Raw genomic sequence first — 15232 nt, forward strand, 5'->3', positions numbered from 1 at the left:
CAAAGTTCGGCAGAATCGCTGTCCCAAACCCTTGCCGAACCTTGGGCCCGCTGCCTGTCCCAGAGATCTCTGCACGCTCTTCGCCCAGTCTTAGAGCAATGCAAAGATCCGGCAGGGTCCAGGTCTCGGTGCCGCGCCCCGGAAACTGAAAATTTGATGAAAATTTGTCCCCATTTGGGGGCATCCGCCCCGCCAGATTTGCGGTGCAATCATGTCCAAAGACCCAAGCGGTCTTTTGGAGTGGCCAGGTCCCAAACAGATTATTGCCTGGTCAGATTTCTAATGGGGGTCGCGTCGGGGGGCGCATCAAACCCCGGTATATTAATTAGGAGGATGTTTAAGATGGGTACACCAGACGAAGGTTCCGACTGGGAAGTATGCAATCCTGAGTGCGAAATCGAATTCAGCGATGACAAGTTCTCACCAAATTACAACGATGGCACCACCGAGCGCGGTGGCACCGACGGCAATATCATCAATCTGAACGATCATGATGCTGGCGACAATGCAGCAGCTGGCGGCGGCAATGATGCTGTCTATGGCAATGCACGCAACAACCGGCTCGATGGTCAGTCCGGCCAGGACTATATCGAGGGTCGCGGCGGGGATGACGCCATCAATGGTGATGGGGGCAATGACACTCTATTTGGTGGCAATGGCACGCATCAAACCCGTGATGGCAACGACTGGATCGATGGCGGCAATGGCTGTGATTACATCGATGGTGAAAACGGCAATGACTCGCTTCTGGGCGGCAAAGAACAGGACACTGTCTTTGGCGGCAACGGCAATGACCAGATCTTTGGTGATGACGGCGATGGCGACGAAAGCAACGGCGACGCGGAAGATTACCTCTATGGCGATCTCGGCAACGATTGCATGGACGGCGAAGGTGGCGACGATTGCATGTGGGGTGACCGCGGCGGTCGCGCTGGCGAATCCCGCTTTGACGGGAACGACACCATGTATGGCCGTGGCGGCAATGACCGGATGAACGGTCAGGGCGGTGATGACCGTATGGCCGGTGGTCTTGGTGACGACCTGGTGATCGGTGGGTCCGGCAATGACGAGATGTTCGGTGACGAACGCCAGTCACAGAACGACGATCTCGACTTTGGTGCGGACAGCGGTCCGGTTGGCAAAGGCCCCAATGAAGACGGGCATGACTGCATGCTGGGTGGCGAAGGCCATGACACCATGGATGGTCAGGGTGGCCGTGACACCATGTTCGGTGAAACCGGCGATGACCTGATGCAGGGCGGCCGCGGTCGTGACCTGATGGATGGTGGCGAAGGCCGTGACGACGTCAACGGTGATGCTGGCAAGGATACCATCCGCGGCGGCAGCAACAACGACGTGCTCGAAGGTGGTGCCCAGGGTGACCTGATCTTTGGCGACCATGCCCGGATCAAAGGCTATGATATCGATTGGGATTGCTGCGACGACGACGACAAAACGGCGGTTTCTTCAGCACATACCAGCGATGAGACCAATCTGCGCGATGTCGACTGCCCCGATTGCTACACACCGCAGGACTATGGTGAATCCGGCAATGACCGCATTCGCGGCGGCTCTGGCCATGACACCATGTACGGCGAAGCCGGCAATGACGTCATCATCGGCGGCCGTGGCTTCGACGAAGGCTATGGTGGCACCGGGCGTGACCGTCTCTATGGCAACCAGGGTAATGACACCCTCTATGGCAACGAAGGTGACGACTGCGTCCACGGCAACATCGGCGACGACGTCCTGTACGGCAACTCCGGCAATGACACTGTCAAAGGTGGCGATGGCGACGACCTGATCTATGGTAACAACCAGGCCGACACGCTTTATGGCGATGCAGGCGACGACACTATGTATGGAGGTCATGGCAATGATCTGATGCACGGTGGCGACGACAATGACGTCATGAGCGGTGGCGACGGTGAAGACACCGTCAATGGCGACGATGGCGACGACCTGCTGATGGGTGATAACCGCGCTGATGAGCTGAACGGCGGCAACGGCGATGACGTGCTCCTGGGCGGCAATGGCAAAGACGACCTGAATGGCGACAACGGCAACGACTGCCTCTACGGCGAAGTTGGCGATGACGATCTGGATGGTGGCCGTGGCCATGACTTCCTGGATGGCGGCGAAGGCAATGACACGCTGTACGGCGGGGCCGGCAACTTCAACGACTACCTGAAAGGTGGCGCGGGAGATGACGAGCTGACCGGTGGCAACGGCAAGGATGTCTTCATCATCGATCTGGAATGGGATGGCACCTCGTTCGTCTCAGGCGATGGCATCGACTGCATCAATGACTTTGATATCGACGAAGACCACGACGTGCTGGCCTTCCGCGTGACCAATGTCGGCGATGGGATCGGGACCTCGGCACAGGATGCCTTTGCGGCATTGGATGGCGGGGCAGCCTCGGTCAATGACGATGGCACCGACACCACCATCTCTGCTGGTGGGGCCACCGTGATCATCAAGGGTCTGACCAATGTCAACGGCTACAGCTCGCTTGGCCAGGACGCTCTGCCTTCGGGTGGCGTTGGGATCAATGCTGTAACCTCCGGCGATGCCGGCAGCTATGAGGCGATCCGGGTCGTGACCAGCGATGACGGCTTCGATGACAGCTACGACAACGTCTGGGGCCACACCATCTGAGCCATATGGAATGATCCTTCCGGGTGGCGGCCGCCATCCGGGGGGGTCTAGCCCTGGTTCAGGACAGCGATTTGGTCCCCGGCCAAGGATTGCCACCTTGGGCCAGGGCGCTGATCTGCCAGCTTCAGAACCTTCACATCGTGCAACCGGGGGGTCACGGGTATGAAGACGAAACGGGTCTTTGACGGACAACGGGGTGTTATCACCTCAATTTTTGTAGCGAGTATCTTTGTTAATCTGCTTGTCCTGACAGCGCCGCTGTACATGTTGCAACTGTTTGCCCGGGTCATGGCTTCGGGCAGCATGCCAACCCTGTTGGCCCTGACCACCGGCGCATGTATTGCGCTGGTGTTCTTTTTTCTCTTTGATGTCATTCGCCAGCGTCTCGTCGCCCGCCTCGGCTCGCGGCTGGAAGCAAGGCTGAGCCCGGTTGTCCTGCAAGGGATGATCAGTGGCAATCTGCCTGCAGAACTGCGCACGGCGGAGCCGATCCGCGATATCCAGGACTTGCGCGGCTTTGTTACCAGCCCGGTGTTCATTGCGCTGCTGGATGCACCTTGGTCCTTGTTGTTCATTGCGCTGATCTTTGTGTTCAGCCCGATCCTCGGTCTGGTTGCCGTGGCGGGGCTTCTGGTGCTGCTCGGGCTTGGTGTGTTGAGCGAATTGATGGGCCGCGCGCCCGGCAAGACATCCGAGGACGCCGCCCGCGAAACCAATGCCGCTGTTGATGAGATGATGGTCAACGCGGAAATCATTCACGCCATGGGCAAGACCAGTGCCCAGATCGGCCGCTGGCGCGGGCGCGCTTTTACCGCCATCCTCTTTGGCACACTGGTCACCGACCGGGTGGCGCTGATGACCTCACTGGCCAAGGCCGTGCGCATGGGGCTGCAGATCGCGGTCCTCGGTGTTGGCGTGGTTCTGGTGATCAACAATCAGCTGACACCGGGATTGATGATCGCCTCTTCGATCCTGCTGGGCCGTGCAGCCGCACCAGTGGAACAATCCATTGCCGGGTGGCGCGCATTGCTGAAGGCGCGCAGCGCCAGGGACCGGTTGAACCTGCTTCTCGCCTACGCCGAGGACACCAGTGACCGAATGGAACTGCCAGATCCCACTGGACGGCTGTCAGTGGAAAATGCCACCGTGGTTCTGCCCGGCCGACAGGATCCGCTGCTGCTGGATATCACCCTGTCGCTGCAGCCGGGCCATGCGCTGGGTCTGATCGGCCCATCCGGCGCCGGCAAGACCACGCTTGCGCGCGCCTTGGTTGGGCTGCAACCGCTGGTGCGCGGCCATGTGCGCATTGATGATGCCGCCCTGACCGATTGGGACCCTGAACAGATCGGCCGCCATATCGGCTTTCTGCCGCAACAGGTGGAATTGTTCAGAGGCACCGTGGCCGAAAACATCGCTATGATGGATCCGGCGTCCAAACCTTCGGATGTAGTGGCGGCCGCCAAACTGGCACGGGTGCACGAGCTGATCCTATCGCTGCCCGGCGGCTATAACGCCGAGGTGGGCCCGCGCGGCAGCTTCCTGTCCGCAGGTCAGCGCCAGCGCATCGGTCTGGCGCGCGCCTTCTTTGGCGATCGCAAGCTGATCGTGTTGGATGAACCCAATGCCAATCTTGATCCCGAAGGCGAAGAGGCGCTGGCCGCCGCTATCGAGGAGGCCTGCGATCGTGGCGCCATTGTTGTTGTGGTGACACACCGTCTCAACCTGTTGCGCCGGGTCAGCCATGCCGCCCTGGTGCAGGAGGGGCGGATCGCCCGCTTTGGCGAGGCCCGTCAGATCATCGAAGCTGCAGCCCAACCCATGAACCGGTCACAGAGCGACCCCAAGATCACCAATTTCACGCCCCGCCGCGACGCCCAGGCCGGCTCCGGCGCGACAGAAGGAGCGCAGTCATGACCTCCAGAAACAGCCGAGAGTTGGCGCACCGCAATAGCAATGATATCGAATTCAGCCGCGGCTTTCAGGACCTGATGCCCGATGGCTTTGCGCTGCCCCGCACCCCGCCCACCCGCGTGCGCCAATTGGTGATGTGGATGCTGGTCTGCGGTTTTGGCCTGTTTGGCGGTCTGGTGTTCTGGGCCACCCGCGCCGAGATGACCAGCGCCGTTGTGGCTGCCGGGCAATTCACCGTGGCCGGCGACCGGCTCAGCGTGCAGCATCTGGAAGGTGGCATCGTCCGCGAAATCAATGTGGCCGAGGGCGACATGGTGGCCAAAGACGACGTGATCGCAGTGTTGGACGGGCGCCGGATGCGGGCCAACCGCGCCATTCTAACCAGCCAGTTGACCAGTCTTCTCGCCCAGCAGGCACGGCTGCAAGCCGAACTGGCTCAGGCCGATCAGATTGAAATATCTGCAGAGCTGGACCAGCTGATGGCAACAGATCCGCAGCTGGTCGCCTTGTTTGAGGTACAGCGCGATGTCTTCACCAGCAACCGCGCCCTCTATGAGGGGCAGGTCCAGATCCTGCGCGACCGGATTTCCCAACTGGGCAAGCAGCTCAGCGGGCGGCGGTCGCGGCTGACCGCAGTTGAGGATCAACTGTCCCTGATCAAGGGTGAGGTCGCCGATCTGCACAAGCTCTATGAAAAGGGGCTAATCCCCAAAACCCGGCTCAGCGATCGGCAACTGCAGGAAACCGGGCTGATGGGCACCTTCGGTGCGTTGGAAAGCGACAGCGAAAACATTCAGGTCCGCGTGGCCGAGACCGAAGAACGCATCCTGCAGGTTCACCGCGACACGGTGAACCGGATTTCCAGCGAAACCCAGTTGGTCCAGGAGCGCATTCTGGATCTGCGCCAACGATTGGATGCGGCCGATGATGTGCTGGAGCGGCAAACCATCCGTGCACCACGTGCAGGCCGGGTGGTGGAACTGTCGATCAATACGCTCGGCCAGGTGCTGAACCCCGGCCAGAATGTGCTGGAGCTGGTGCCCTCGGGCAGCGATCTGATCGTGGAGACTCGTGTCTCACCCACCGATATCGACGAAGTGGTGACCGGTGGACACGCACGGGTGCAGCTCACGGCCTATAGTTTCCGCTCCACCCCGCCGGTGATGGGCGAAGTGGCCATGGTGGCCGCTGACAGTATTGCCGATCTCAACACCGGGATCCCCTATTACCGCGTTCACATCCGCATACCGCCCGAAGAGCTGGCGGCATTGCCCAACGTCAAGACCCTGCCCGGCATGCCGGCACAGGCGATGATCGAAACAGGGCGGCAGACGTTGGCGGATTACCTGCTCAGCCCAGTGCTGCGCAGCATGTCGAGCGCTTTGAGAGAGGGGAATGGCTGATCAGGAATACGCGGCCGATAAGACGTCTGGCGTTTCATTCCTGGGGGGGACCTGATCAGCCATCCTTTCATCCCGCCCGGCCCCTGGCCGGGCGGGTCTTTTTGATCCACAAGCCCATTTGACAGCAGAAATAATATAGGTCCGATACGGACCAAATGTTTCGCACGCGAAACATTTAGACAGAACTACTGACCTAAAATAAGTAAATCATGTGGCTCTAACAGGGGTAATAGATGTCGTCATACGCACCCTACCCTACGGCTCTACTCCGCTATGCGCTTCTTGACCCATCCCAGAAACGCCGCATCGGGCCGACGCAGACGCGGCGCGCCAGAGCGCACCCACATCGCCCGCCACTCGGCTTCCAACGCGTAGACATCAACGCCGGGGATCAGGCCCCGGGCCTGCTCTAGCGTGCGCGCACTCAGCACCGGCGGGCGCTGGCTGTTGTCGAGGATCGCGTGTTTCTGGGAAAACCGGATCAGATCCCCCGGAATCTCTTCCATCGCATAATCCGGCAAGGGAGCCGCGCTGATCATGTCGCGCAGCATCTTGCGAAACACCCGGCGCGGGCTGGCGGAGCCGGATTTCTTCAACAGCGTCTCCACCGAAATGGTCCAGCTGTCCTGGCGGCCACAATGTTTGCGCGCCAGTTCATAGATGCGCCGCTCCAGCGGTTTGCGCAGGCGAAAATAATCGCGGCTGAGCGTCAGCACCGATTTCGACATCACCGCGCGATAGATCCATTCCGACAGGGTAACCACCACATTGACCATGCGGCCACCGCGGGCCTTGCGCACGATCTCCCAGCTTTCAATCAGGCCAAAGCCGCTGGTGACCTCCTGCCCGCCGGTGACAATATTGGTCGTGATCCGGGTTCCTGCCAACCGCTCAAACGCCTCGCGCAGACGCCGGTAGGCATCACCCGAGGTCTCGCGGTTGGTCGCCACCAAAAGATCATGAGCGGTCAGATGCAGGGTGCGGCTGACCTGACGGCCAGCATTTACCGCCGCCATCAACTGGCTGATACAGAAGATCAGAATATCCTTGTCGTGGATCGTCGCCAGCCCTTTGACCGAGGGCACCACGGTGATTTCCGCGCCATTATGTTCGTAGTTCAGAATGCGCCGATCCGGCCGTGTGCCAAGCGAGAACAGCGGATGCTCCATCGACGCCAGATCGTTTTTAGGGATCGCATCAAAGACATCGCAGAGAAAAAAATCTCCGCCCTGCCCTGATAGCTGCCCCGTTGCTTGGCCCATCATCTGGCCTGCCATGTCACTGTCCTGTCTGCTCTGCCTCTCCCCGATTGTCCGGACCTTGTGGCCTCTTTCGGGGTGACTCGCGTCTTCGTGGTTTTGATTACGCCTACCCTAAAGTTATCCACACCCATTCTCAACGGGGGTTCAGAGTCACTGGTTCGGGGGTTCAGAGTCAGTCTTTCGGGGTTTCGGAATCACAGTACACTGAAAAATACCCCTCATCGCCAATGAAAAAAGGGCTTTGCACAGCTTGGTGTTGCGCCTTAACTTATATATAACTCAAATATAACAGGTAGAAAAAAGTTGCCTGCCAAAGAATGACCTGGGTTCGCTCAAAAATACCCCGGGTCATTACGGTGCAAGTCTCAGATTTACTTAGAAAAACAAAAACAGATGCGCGTATATCTTTCATGTGCGCTGTTTTGTGCTATCATCCCCAAAAGGCCGCACATCAATTGAAGGTTTCTACCAGAATCCTTTGATGGAAGGGGCGTAGGCAGAGGCATGAGAGCAATGGCACGAGACACCCTGAAGAAAGATACAAGCCGCAGTGCGGCCGGGCTGCCCCCCTATTTCAACATAGATCCTGACGGCGCTCTCGCCGATCTGGATGCGCCCACCAGCACTGGAGGCTTTGCCGATATCGCAGAGGCCTGCGCGCGCGGACGGGCAGATCTCTCCAGCCGTGGCATGAACGAAGAGGGCCGCAAATCGCTGCGCCTGTTCTCAACCTGGGAAATCACCCGTTATCTGATCCCCGTCGCCCAGGCCCATTTCCGCCGGGTGCTGAAAGCGAACCCCGATCTGCCCCAGGGCTGCAGCGAAACCGAGGGCGGCGCCAAATGGTTCACCCTGGATGAAGTGCTGCGTCTGCGGGCGCATTTCGCGGCCCAAGGATCAAAGACCAAGGATTACCAACCCTACCGCCCCAAGGGGCTGCCTGCCAAAATGGTGGCCGTTGCCAACTTCAAAGGTGGTGTTGGCAAAACATCAACAGCCGCCCATCTGGCGATGTCAGCAGCACTGGATGGCTACCAGGTGCTGGTGATCGATCTGGACAGTCAGGGATCGATGACATCGATTTTTGGCGGCAAGGTCGAAGACGAATGGCAGACCGCATTCCCGCTGCTGGCGCGGCATTACGGCGATCATCTGCGTTTGGAAAACCAGCGCCGTCTGGACCGGGGGGATGCCCCCCAGCCGCTGGATGACAGTCTGAATGCGGCGATGGAGATGACCGCGACCGATGTGATCCAGCCCACCCATTGGCCCAATATCGATCTCATCGGCGCGCAGCTGAACCTCTATTGGGCGGAGTTTCAGATTCCGGTCTGGCGCATGGCGGCCCGCTCCTGGAAGCTGTGGGACGCGCTAACCGAGCGGTTGGAGGCCGACGGGGTGTTGGACCAATACGATGTGATCTTCATCGACACGCCCCCGGCCCTTGGCTACCTGACCATCAACGGGCTCTCTGCGGCTGATATTCTCCTGGTGCCCATGGGCGCCTCGTTTCTGGAGTTTGACAGCACGGGTCGGTTTTTTGACATGCTGCATTCGACCTTTGCCTCCATTGAGGAGGGCGAGAATATGGCCGCCCGCGCGCTGGGGCGGCCGGAGATCTCGTTTGAATGGGATGCGGTGCGCACGGTGATCACCCGCTATGACGGGGCCCAGCAGGGCGAGCTGGCCGCGCTGATGCAGGCCTATCTCGGCTCCACCCTGTCACCACACCGGCAGGATTACACCGCGCTGATTGGCCAGGCCGGCGAGCAGGTTAATGGCATCTACGAGGCGGATTACCGCGATTTCAACCGTGAAACCTATGCCCGGGGCCGCGAGACCTTCGATGCCACCTATGCGGCGTTTAAACGGCTGCTGTTGGCTGTGTGGCGACGTGATGAGTTGCAGATGCAGCGCGCGGCGCAGTAACGGGCTAAATACGCAAAGCGCCTCATACTGCTGCTCCCGCCCAGCCAAGTGGCGGGCAGGAGCAGCAGAGACCAGAAGAGGCGCAGGAAGAGGACAGGCAGATGGCAAAACGCAAACGGCTTTCACCGGCACAGCCCACCTATCTCAGCACCGCGCCTGAGAGTAAATCCGCCCTTGGCGGCCCCGGTACGCTGTCAGCGCCGCCCATTGCACAGGTCGCCTCTGAGGCCGCCTCAGAGGGCGCGTTGCAGGAGCTGACAGCGGTCTTGGAGACCGCCCGTGCCAAGGGTCTGATGATCGAAGAGATCCCGCTGAGCGCCATCGATGAGACCCATCTGGTGCGCGACCGGCTGGAGCAGGACGAGGAAGAGATGGGTGCGTTGGTGGGCTCGCTGCGCAGCCGTGGCCAGCAGACCCCGATCGAAGTGGTGCAGCTGGGAGCAGAGGCCGCAGGTGGTAAGACTCACGGGCTGATCTCAGGGTGGCGCCGCCTGACCGCGATGCGGCGGCTGTTTGCCGAGACCAACGATCCGGCTTTTGCCACCGTGAAGGCGCTGGTGATCCATCCTGATGGGGCGGAGGGCGCCTATGTGGCGATGGTCGAGGAAAACGAGATCCGGGTGAATCTTTCGCATTACGAACGGGCCCGCATTGCCGTGCGTGCGCTGCGCGAAGGGGTCTACAGCAGCCAGAAATATGCGCTGCAATCGCTGTTTGCCAACGCAACCCGTGCCAAACGCTCCAAGATCGGCAGCTTCGTCACTTTGGTTGAGGCACTGGACGAAGATCTGCTGTTCCCCACTGCCATCCGCGAAAAGCTGGGTCTGGGTCTGGTGCGCGCCTTTGCGCAGGATCCGGGCTTTGCGACAGAGGTGGTCACTGCCCTGCGCGCGACACCCCGTTCCGGTCCCGAGGAGGAGCAGGCGTTGCTGAGCCAGCTTCTGGCCGTGCATGACGGGGCGGTAGAGCAAGCCTCGGTCCCTGATGAGGCCGGTACCCCTGCCCCGACACCGCAGACCTCAACACCAGATCCCGCCCCCGCCCCGCGCGTGCGCAGCCTTGATCCCGCGGATAGCATCGGTGCGGATGAGCGGGTCAGCCTACAGGCCGCCGCGGGCGTGCGGCTGGGGTTCACCCCCGGTCAGCAACGGATTGAACTCACGGGGACAGCGGTTGACAGCACTCTGATGGAAGATTTGAAAGCCTGGTTGCGCAGCCGCTGAACAGATTTCGGAAACTACAAAAAAGACCCTGATATCATCGTATCAGGGTCTTTTGCATTTCTGCAGATGGCTCATTACCAGAGTCTGATATGCGCTTAGCGCCCAACCGCGATATAGGTTTCAAACCCGGCCCGCTTGGCGGTTTTGGCGGTGTAGATATTGCGCAGATCCACCATGCGTGGCTGCGCCATCTTGCGCGCGAGTGCTTTCAGGTCCAATGCGCGGAATTCATTCCACTCAGTCAGCAGCACCACCAGATCGGCATTGCGCGCGGCCTTATAGGGATCTTCCTCCCATTTGACGCCGGGCAAAAGATCGCGCCCTTCCGCCTCGCCCTGCGGGTCCACCACCCGCACCTTGGCGCCGCCGCCAATCAGGGCCGGCACGATGGTGAGGCTGGGGGCTTCGCGCATATCATCGGTATTGGGTTTGAAAGTGACGCCCAGCACCGCGATGGTCTTGCCGTTGAAGCTGCCCTCGCAGGCGTCGCGCAGCTTCTCCAGCATCCGCGCCTTTACTTCTTGGTTCACCCGCATCACGGTTTCGGTGATTTGCATCGGATAGGCGTGGTCCTGGCCGATCCGGGCCAGCGCTGCGGTGTCTTTTGGAAAACACGACCCGCCATAGCCGGGCCCTGCGTGCAGGAATTTATTGCCGATGCGCCCGTCCAGACCGATGCCACGTGCGACCTCTTTCACGTCTGACCCCACCCGTTCACAGAGACCCGCGATTTCATTCATGAAGGTGATCTTGGTCGCCAAAAATGCATTGGCGGCGTATTTGATCATCTCGGCACTTTCCAGATCGGTGGTCAGGATCGGGAAGTCGCGTAAATATAAGGGGCGATAGATCTCTGCCATGACCTCGGCGGCGCGATCATTCTGCACGCCGACGACAACCCGATCTGGGCGCATGAAATCATCAATCGCCGCCCCTTCGCGGAGGAACTCCGGGTTGGAGGCCACATCAAATTCGGCCTTTGGATTGGATTTGGCGATGACTTGTTTTACCTGCCGGTTGGTGCCCACGGGTACGGTGGATTTGGTGACCACCACGGTATAGCCCTGAAGCGCTGCGGCGATCTCCTCGCTGGCGGACATCACATAGGTGAGATCGGCATGGCCATCGCCGCGGCGCGTCGGTGTGCCTACGGCGATGAACACCGCTTCGGCCTCTGCCACGGCCGTGGCCAGATCATCGCTGAAGGACAGGCGGCCAGCGGTGACATTGCGCGCCATCAGATCTTCCAGCCCCGGTTCATAGATCGGCACTTCGCCAGCCTGAAGCCGGGCGATTTTGGCGGCGTCTTTGTCGACGCAGATCACGTCATGGCCAAAATCGGAAAAACAGACGCCAGAGACCAGTCCGACATATCCGGTGCCAATCATTGCAATGCGCATGGGGTGTCCTTTGCTGCGGCCTGTGCCCCCGCTTGCGAGGGGCTTCGGGCATCAGACATATACGGGCGCGTTGAGAGCGGGAACCGGAATTTTAGCCGGATGTCTGCCTAGTGATGGACCAATAACCGGAGCGTGGCGGGATTTGAAATATAGGTCCGGTTCGGACCAAATGTTTCGCGTGCGAAACATTTGGTCAATTATGCTGACCTAGTTGCGTCTGGACTGCGACCCGGGCCCTGGGCTCAAATCAGCTGGCATAATAGTCCTGATACCAGGCCACAAACCGCGCCACGCCCTCGTCGACACTGACCTTTGCCTGATATCCGGTGAGTTGGGTCAGCAATGCGGTATCGGCCCAGGTGGCGGGCACATCGCCGGCCTGCATCCCCATCAGGTTTTTCTCTGCCGTTATCCCCAGCGCAGTCTCCAGTGCGGCGATATAGTCCATCAGCGGTGTGGGTTTGCTGGCACCAATATTGACCACCCGGAACGGAGCTACAGGGCTGAGATTGTCTTGTTCTGAAACGGGTGACTCTCCCGGTACAGCGTCAATCAACCCGGTGATGCCTGTGACCAGATCGTCGATATAGGTGAAATCCCTGCTCATTTTGCCGTGGTTGTAGACATCAATCGGCTGGCCTGCGCGCATCGCTTTGGTGAATTTGAACAGGGCCATATCGGGCCGGCCCCAGGGGCCATAGACGGTGAAGAAGCGAAACATGGTGGTGGGCAGCCCATAGAGATGGGCATAGGAATGCGCCATCGTCTCGCCCGCTTTTTTGGTGGCGGCATAAAAGCTCATCTGGTGGTCGGCCTGTTGCCGCTCATCAAAAGGCATCTGAGTATTGGCGCCATAGGCCGAGGAGGTGGAGGCGATCAGCATATGCCCGGGCGGATGGGCGCGGGCGGCTTCCAGCAGTTCAAACGTGCCAATCAGATTGGCCTCCAGATAGTCACGTGGTGCATCGATGGAATGGCGCACCCCGGCTTGGGCTGCCAGATGGATCACCGCATCGGGCCTATGTTCGGCAAACAACCCCATCAGGCGGCCGGGGTCTTCCAGCTTGCCAATGACCGGCGTGAACCCTGCCTGCTTCGCCAACATTGCATGGCGGCGTTTTTTCAGGTGGACGTCGTAATAGGGCGAGAGGCAATCAAGCCCGACAACCTGCCAGCCCGTGGCCAGCAGCCGGTCGGCAAGGTGATAGCCGATAAAGCCGGCGGATCCAGTGATAAGAGCGGTTTTCATCCCCCTTAGGTGGCGGCTTGGACGCGGGGTGTCAAATGCTTCCTGTGAGGAGCGTGCGCTTTGGATCTCAGCCTTTGATCTCGGTTCTGGATCAGCGGCAAACCATCCTGTGAATTGACACAACGGCCTATTTATGAGCTTTGGCCTCCTGAAACAAAACCCCCACTCGCCGCCCGCAGGAGCCGCAGTCATCGTGAATGAAACCCTGATCCCCGAGCCTGCGCTGCAGACACATACGCCGGTCGGCGCTGGACGACTGGTGGCGGTGGTGGTCACTTACAATCGGCTCGAGAAGCTGAAAGTGACGCTGGACCGGCTGCTGGAGAGCCCGGCGCATGACCTTGCTGCGCTGGTGGTGGTGGACAATGCGTCCACGGATGGCACTGGCGATTGGCTAACCGCCTGGGCGGTGGATCACCCGCGTGCGGATGTGGTGCGCAGTGCCACCAATCAGGGCGGTGCCGGGGGCTTTGCCATGGGGATGAAGCATGCGATGTCGGCGCATGACCCTGACTGGCTGGTCGTGATGGATGATGACGGCCGCCCGGAACCCGGTGGTTTGGCGTCGTTTCACGAGTTGCACCGGAGCGGCGCGCTGACGGGTTGGGACGCGGTGGCGGCTGCGGTTTATTTCCCGGGCGGCGAAATCTGCGAGATGAACCGCCCCTCGCGTAATCCGTTCTGGAGCCTGTCGCATTTCCTGGCCACCGCGCGCAAGGGACGGGATGGGTTTCATCTGCCACGCAGTGCCTATGACGGGGGATTGAGTGCGATTGATGTCACGTCCTTTGTCGGTTTTTTTGTTTCAGCGCAGGCGGTGCGGCGGGCGGGCTACCCGGATCCGGAGCTGTTCATCTACGGGGATGACGCGCTTTATACGCTTGGTCTCAGTGCATCGGGCGGACGTATTTGCTTTGCCGCCAATGTGCGGTTCGAACATGATTTCTCGACTTTTACCGGGGGTGACAGCGGTCAGCGGTTCCGGCCGTTGTGGAAGGTCTATTACCATCACCGCAATCTCTTGCTGCTTTATCGGCAGGCGGCGGGTTGGCTGTTCTGGCCGGTGCTATTGCTGATCCTGCCCAAATGGATCCTGAAGGTGCGCCACCACCCGGGCGTACGCCGCGCCTATCTGCGGCTGACCTTCATGGCGGTGCGCGACGGGCTGCTGCGTCGGCTGGGGCGCAGCCACAGGTCGGTGCTGGAGGCCGCGGCGGAGGAGTAACACCTCCGTGTTGTCTGGTGCGCCCAGGCAGGCCCGTCCCGTCAGCGATTCAGGATCACCCGGTGATAGCGCCGCATCAGGACCAGCCCCAGGGCGGTCAGCGACATGCCGATCAGCAGCACATAGGAATGGCTGACGTAATCGGCATTATAGGTGGGGTAGAAGCCGGTGCGCATCAGTCCGGTGATATGCAAAAGCGGATTATACCACAGGATGTCCTGCGCCACGGGTGGCAGATCCTCGTAGATATAGATCACGCCAGACGCCAGAAACAGCGGTCGGGTGATGATCGACCAGGCCACGTCCCATAAGGGAAATAACCCCATCAACACCGCATTCATGCACCCCATCCCGAGACCCAGCACCATGGCCAGGGCAATCGCTTCGGTCAGAGGCGGCAGATCAATGGCGGTGCGGCTGTCGATCACCGCAAGAATACCGGTCATCAGCAATGTGGTTATGACAATGCCGGTGAGACTGTTCAGCACAAACCGTGCAAGGATGGCATCCAGCCAGGTGACAGCAGGATAACGCAGCAGGGGGCGGGAGTAGGCTAAGGCCCGTGCAATGGTGCCAGACAGAGTCTGATACAGGTTAAATGGTAAAAATCCGGAGGCATAGAACAACAGAAAACTGGTGCCCAGAGATGGGGTGCGGATCACCAGAGAGAACCCCAGAGACAGAAACAGGATCGCGGCCAGTGGTTCCAGAATACCCCAGAGATAGCCGCCGGGGGTGCGCCCGTACCGGGTCGACATCTCGCGCAGGACCAGCGCGGCCACGGTGCGCAGCGTTGCCATGCTGCGACGATTGCGGGCATGGGGATTGGCGGCGGGGCTGCTGGGGGTCTGAGCTGCCGGAGGCGCACCGGCTGGTGTCTGGGGGGCAGCTGCCTCCTGCGCTTTGGGCGGGTTTACAGGACGGGGCTGAGCCTGGGGCGCAGAAGAAGAAAGGCTGGCCATGAACACC

General features: G+C 60.2%; 10 protein-coding genes. 6 read left to right on the top strand and 4 right to left on the bottom strand.

Annotation, left to right across the window (positions count from 1 at the left end; translation table 11 throughout):
* Positions 1–342 precede the first annotated feature (342 nt).
* The 3 genes from ACEWZM_RS20470 to ACEWZM_RS20480 all read left to right on the top strand — a co-directional run bounded on the left by ACEWZM_RS20470 (position 343) and on the right by ACEWZM_RS20480 (position 5975).
* Complete coding sequence (locus ACEWZM_RS20470; protein ID WP_414008371.1) at positions 343–2661, top strand: calcium-binding protein; 2319 nt, start codon at positions 343–345, stop codon at positions 2659–2661.
* 162 nt (positions 2662–2823) lie between these two features.
* A complete protein-coding gene (locus tag ACEWZM_RS20475) occupies positions 2824–4575 on the top strand; it encodes a type I secretion system permease/ATPase (protein ID WP_414008372.1) in 1752 nt (583 codons plus the stop codon).
* Positions 4572–5975, top strand: a complete 1404-nt coding sequence (locus ACEWZM_RS20480; protein WP_414008373.1) for an HlyD family type I secretion periplasmic adaptor subunit — start codon at positions 4572–4574, stop codon at positions 5973–5975. Before ACEWZM_RS20475 ends, ACEWZM_RS20480 begins: the two co-directional genes overlap by 4 nt.
* Before the next feature lie 263 nt (positions 5976–6238).
* On the opposite strand, the gene ACEWZM_RS20485 is transcribed toward ACEWZM_RS20480, so the two are convergent.
* A complete protein-coding gene (locus ACEWZM_RS20485; RefSeq protein ID WP_414008374.1) occupies positions 6239–7252 on the bottom strand; it encodes a replication initiator protein A in 1014 nt (337 codons plus the stop codon).
* A gap of 498 nt (positions 7253–7750) precedes the next feature.
* On the opposite strand from ACEWZM_RS20485, the gene ACEWZM_RS20490 reads away from it, so the two are divergent.
* Positions 7751–9166, top strand: coding sequence for an AAA family ATPase (locus ACEWZM_RS20490; RefSeq protein ID WP_414008375.1), 1416 nt, complete (start codon positions 7751–7753; stop codon positions 9164–9166).
* Positions 9167–9267: 101 nt separating this feature from the next.
* On the top strand, positions 9268–10389 hold the full coding sequence (locus tag ACEWZM_RS20495) for a ParB/RepB/Spo0J family partition protein (RefSeq protein WP_414008376.1): 1122 nt from the start codon (positions 9268–9270) through the stop codon (positions 10387–10389).
* 95 nt (positions 10390–10484) lie between these two features.
* On the opposite strand, the gene ACEWZM_RS20500 is transcribed toward ACEWZM_RS20495, so the two are convergent.
* The gene (locus tag ACEWZM_RS20500) at positions 10485–11789 is read right to left on the bottom strand and encodes a UDP-glucose dehydrogenase family protein (RefSeq protein ID WP_414008377.1); all 1305 of its coding nucleotides are present in this window, start codon (positions 11787–11789) and stop codon (positions 10485–10487) included.
* Between the two features lie 247 nt (positions 11790–12036).
* Positions 12037–13038, bottom strand: coding sequence for an NAD-dependent epimerase/dehydratase family protein (locus ACEWZM_RS20505; RefSeq protein WP_414008378.1), 1002 nt, complete (start codon positions 13036–13038; stop codon positions 12037–12039).
* A gap of 193 nt (positions 13039–13231) precedes the next feature.
* Between ACEWZM_RS20505 and ACEWZM_RS20510 the strand changes: the two genes are divergently transcribed.
* Entirely contained in the window at positions 13232–14263 is a 1032-nt protein-coding gene (locus tag ACEWZM_RS20510; protein ID WP_414008414.1) for a glycosyltransferase, read from the top strand.
* A 41-nt stretch (positions 14264–14304) separates the two neighbouring features.
* On the opposite strand, the gene ACEWZM_RS20515 is transcribed toward ACEWZM_RS20510, so the two are convergent.
* Positions 14305–15225 carry an ABC transporter permease gene (locus ACEWZM_RS20515; RefSeq protein ID WP_414008379.1) on the bottom strand — a complete coding sequence of 307 codons (921 nt, stop codon included), beginning with the start codon at positions 15223–15225 and terminating at the stop codon, positions 14305–14307.
* Between the last annotated feature and the right edge of the window lie 7 nt (positions 15226–15232).

This window comes from Phaeobacter cretensis (assembly GCF_047372505.1).
In the GTDB taxonomy this organism is placed as follows: Bacteria; Pseudomonadota; Alphaproteobacteria; order Rhodobacterales; family Rhodobacteraceae; genus Phaeobacter; species Phaeobacter cretensis.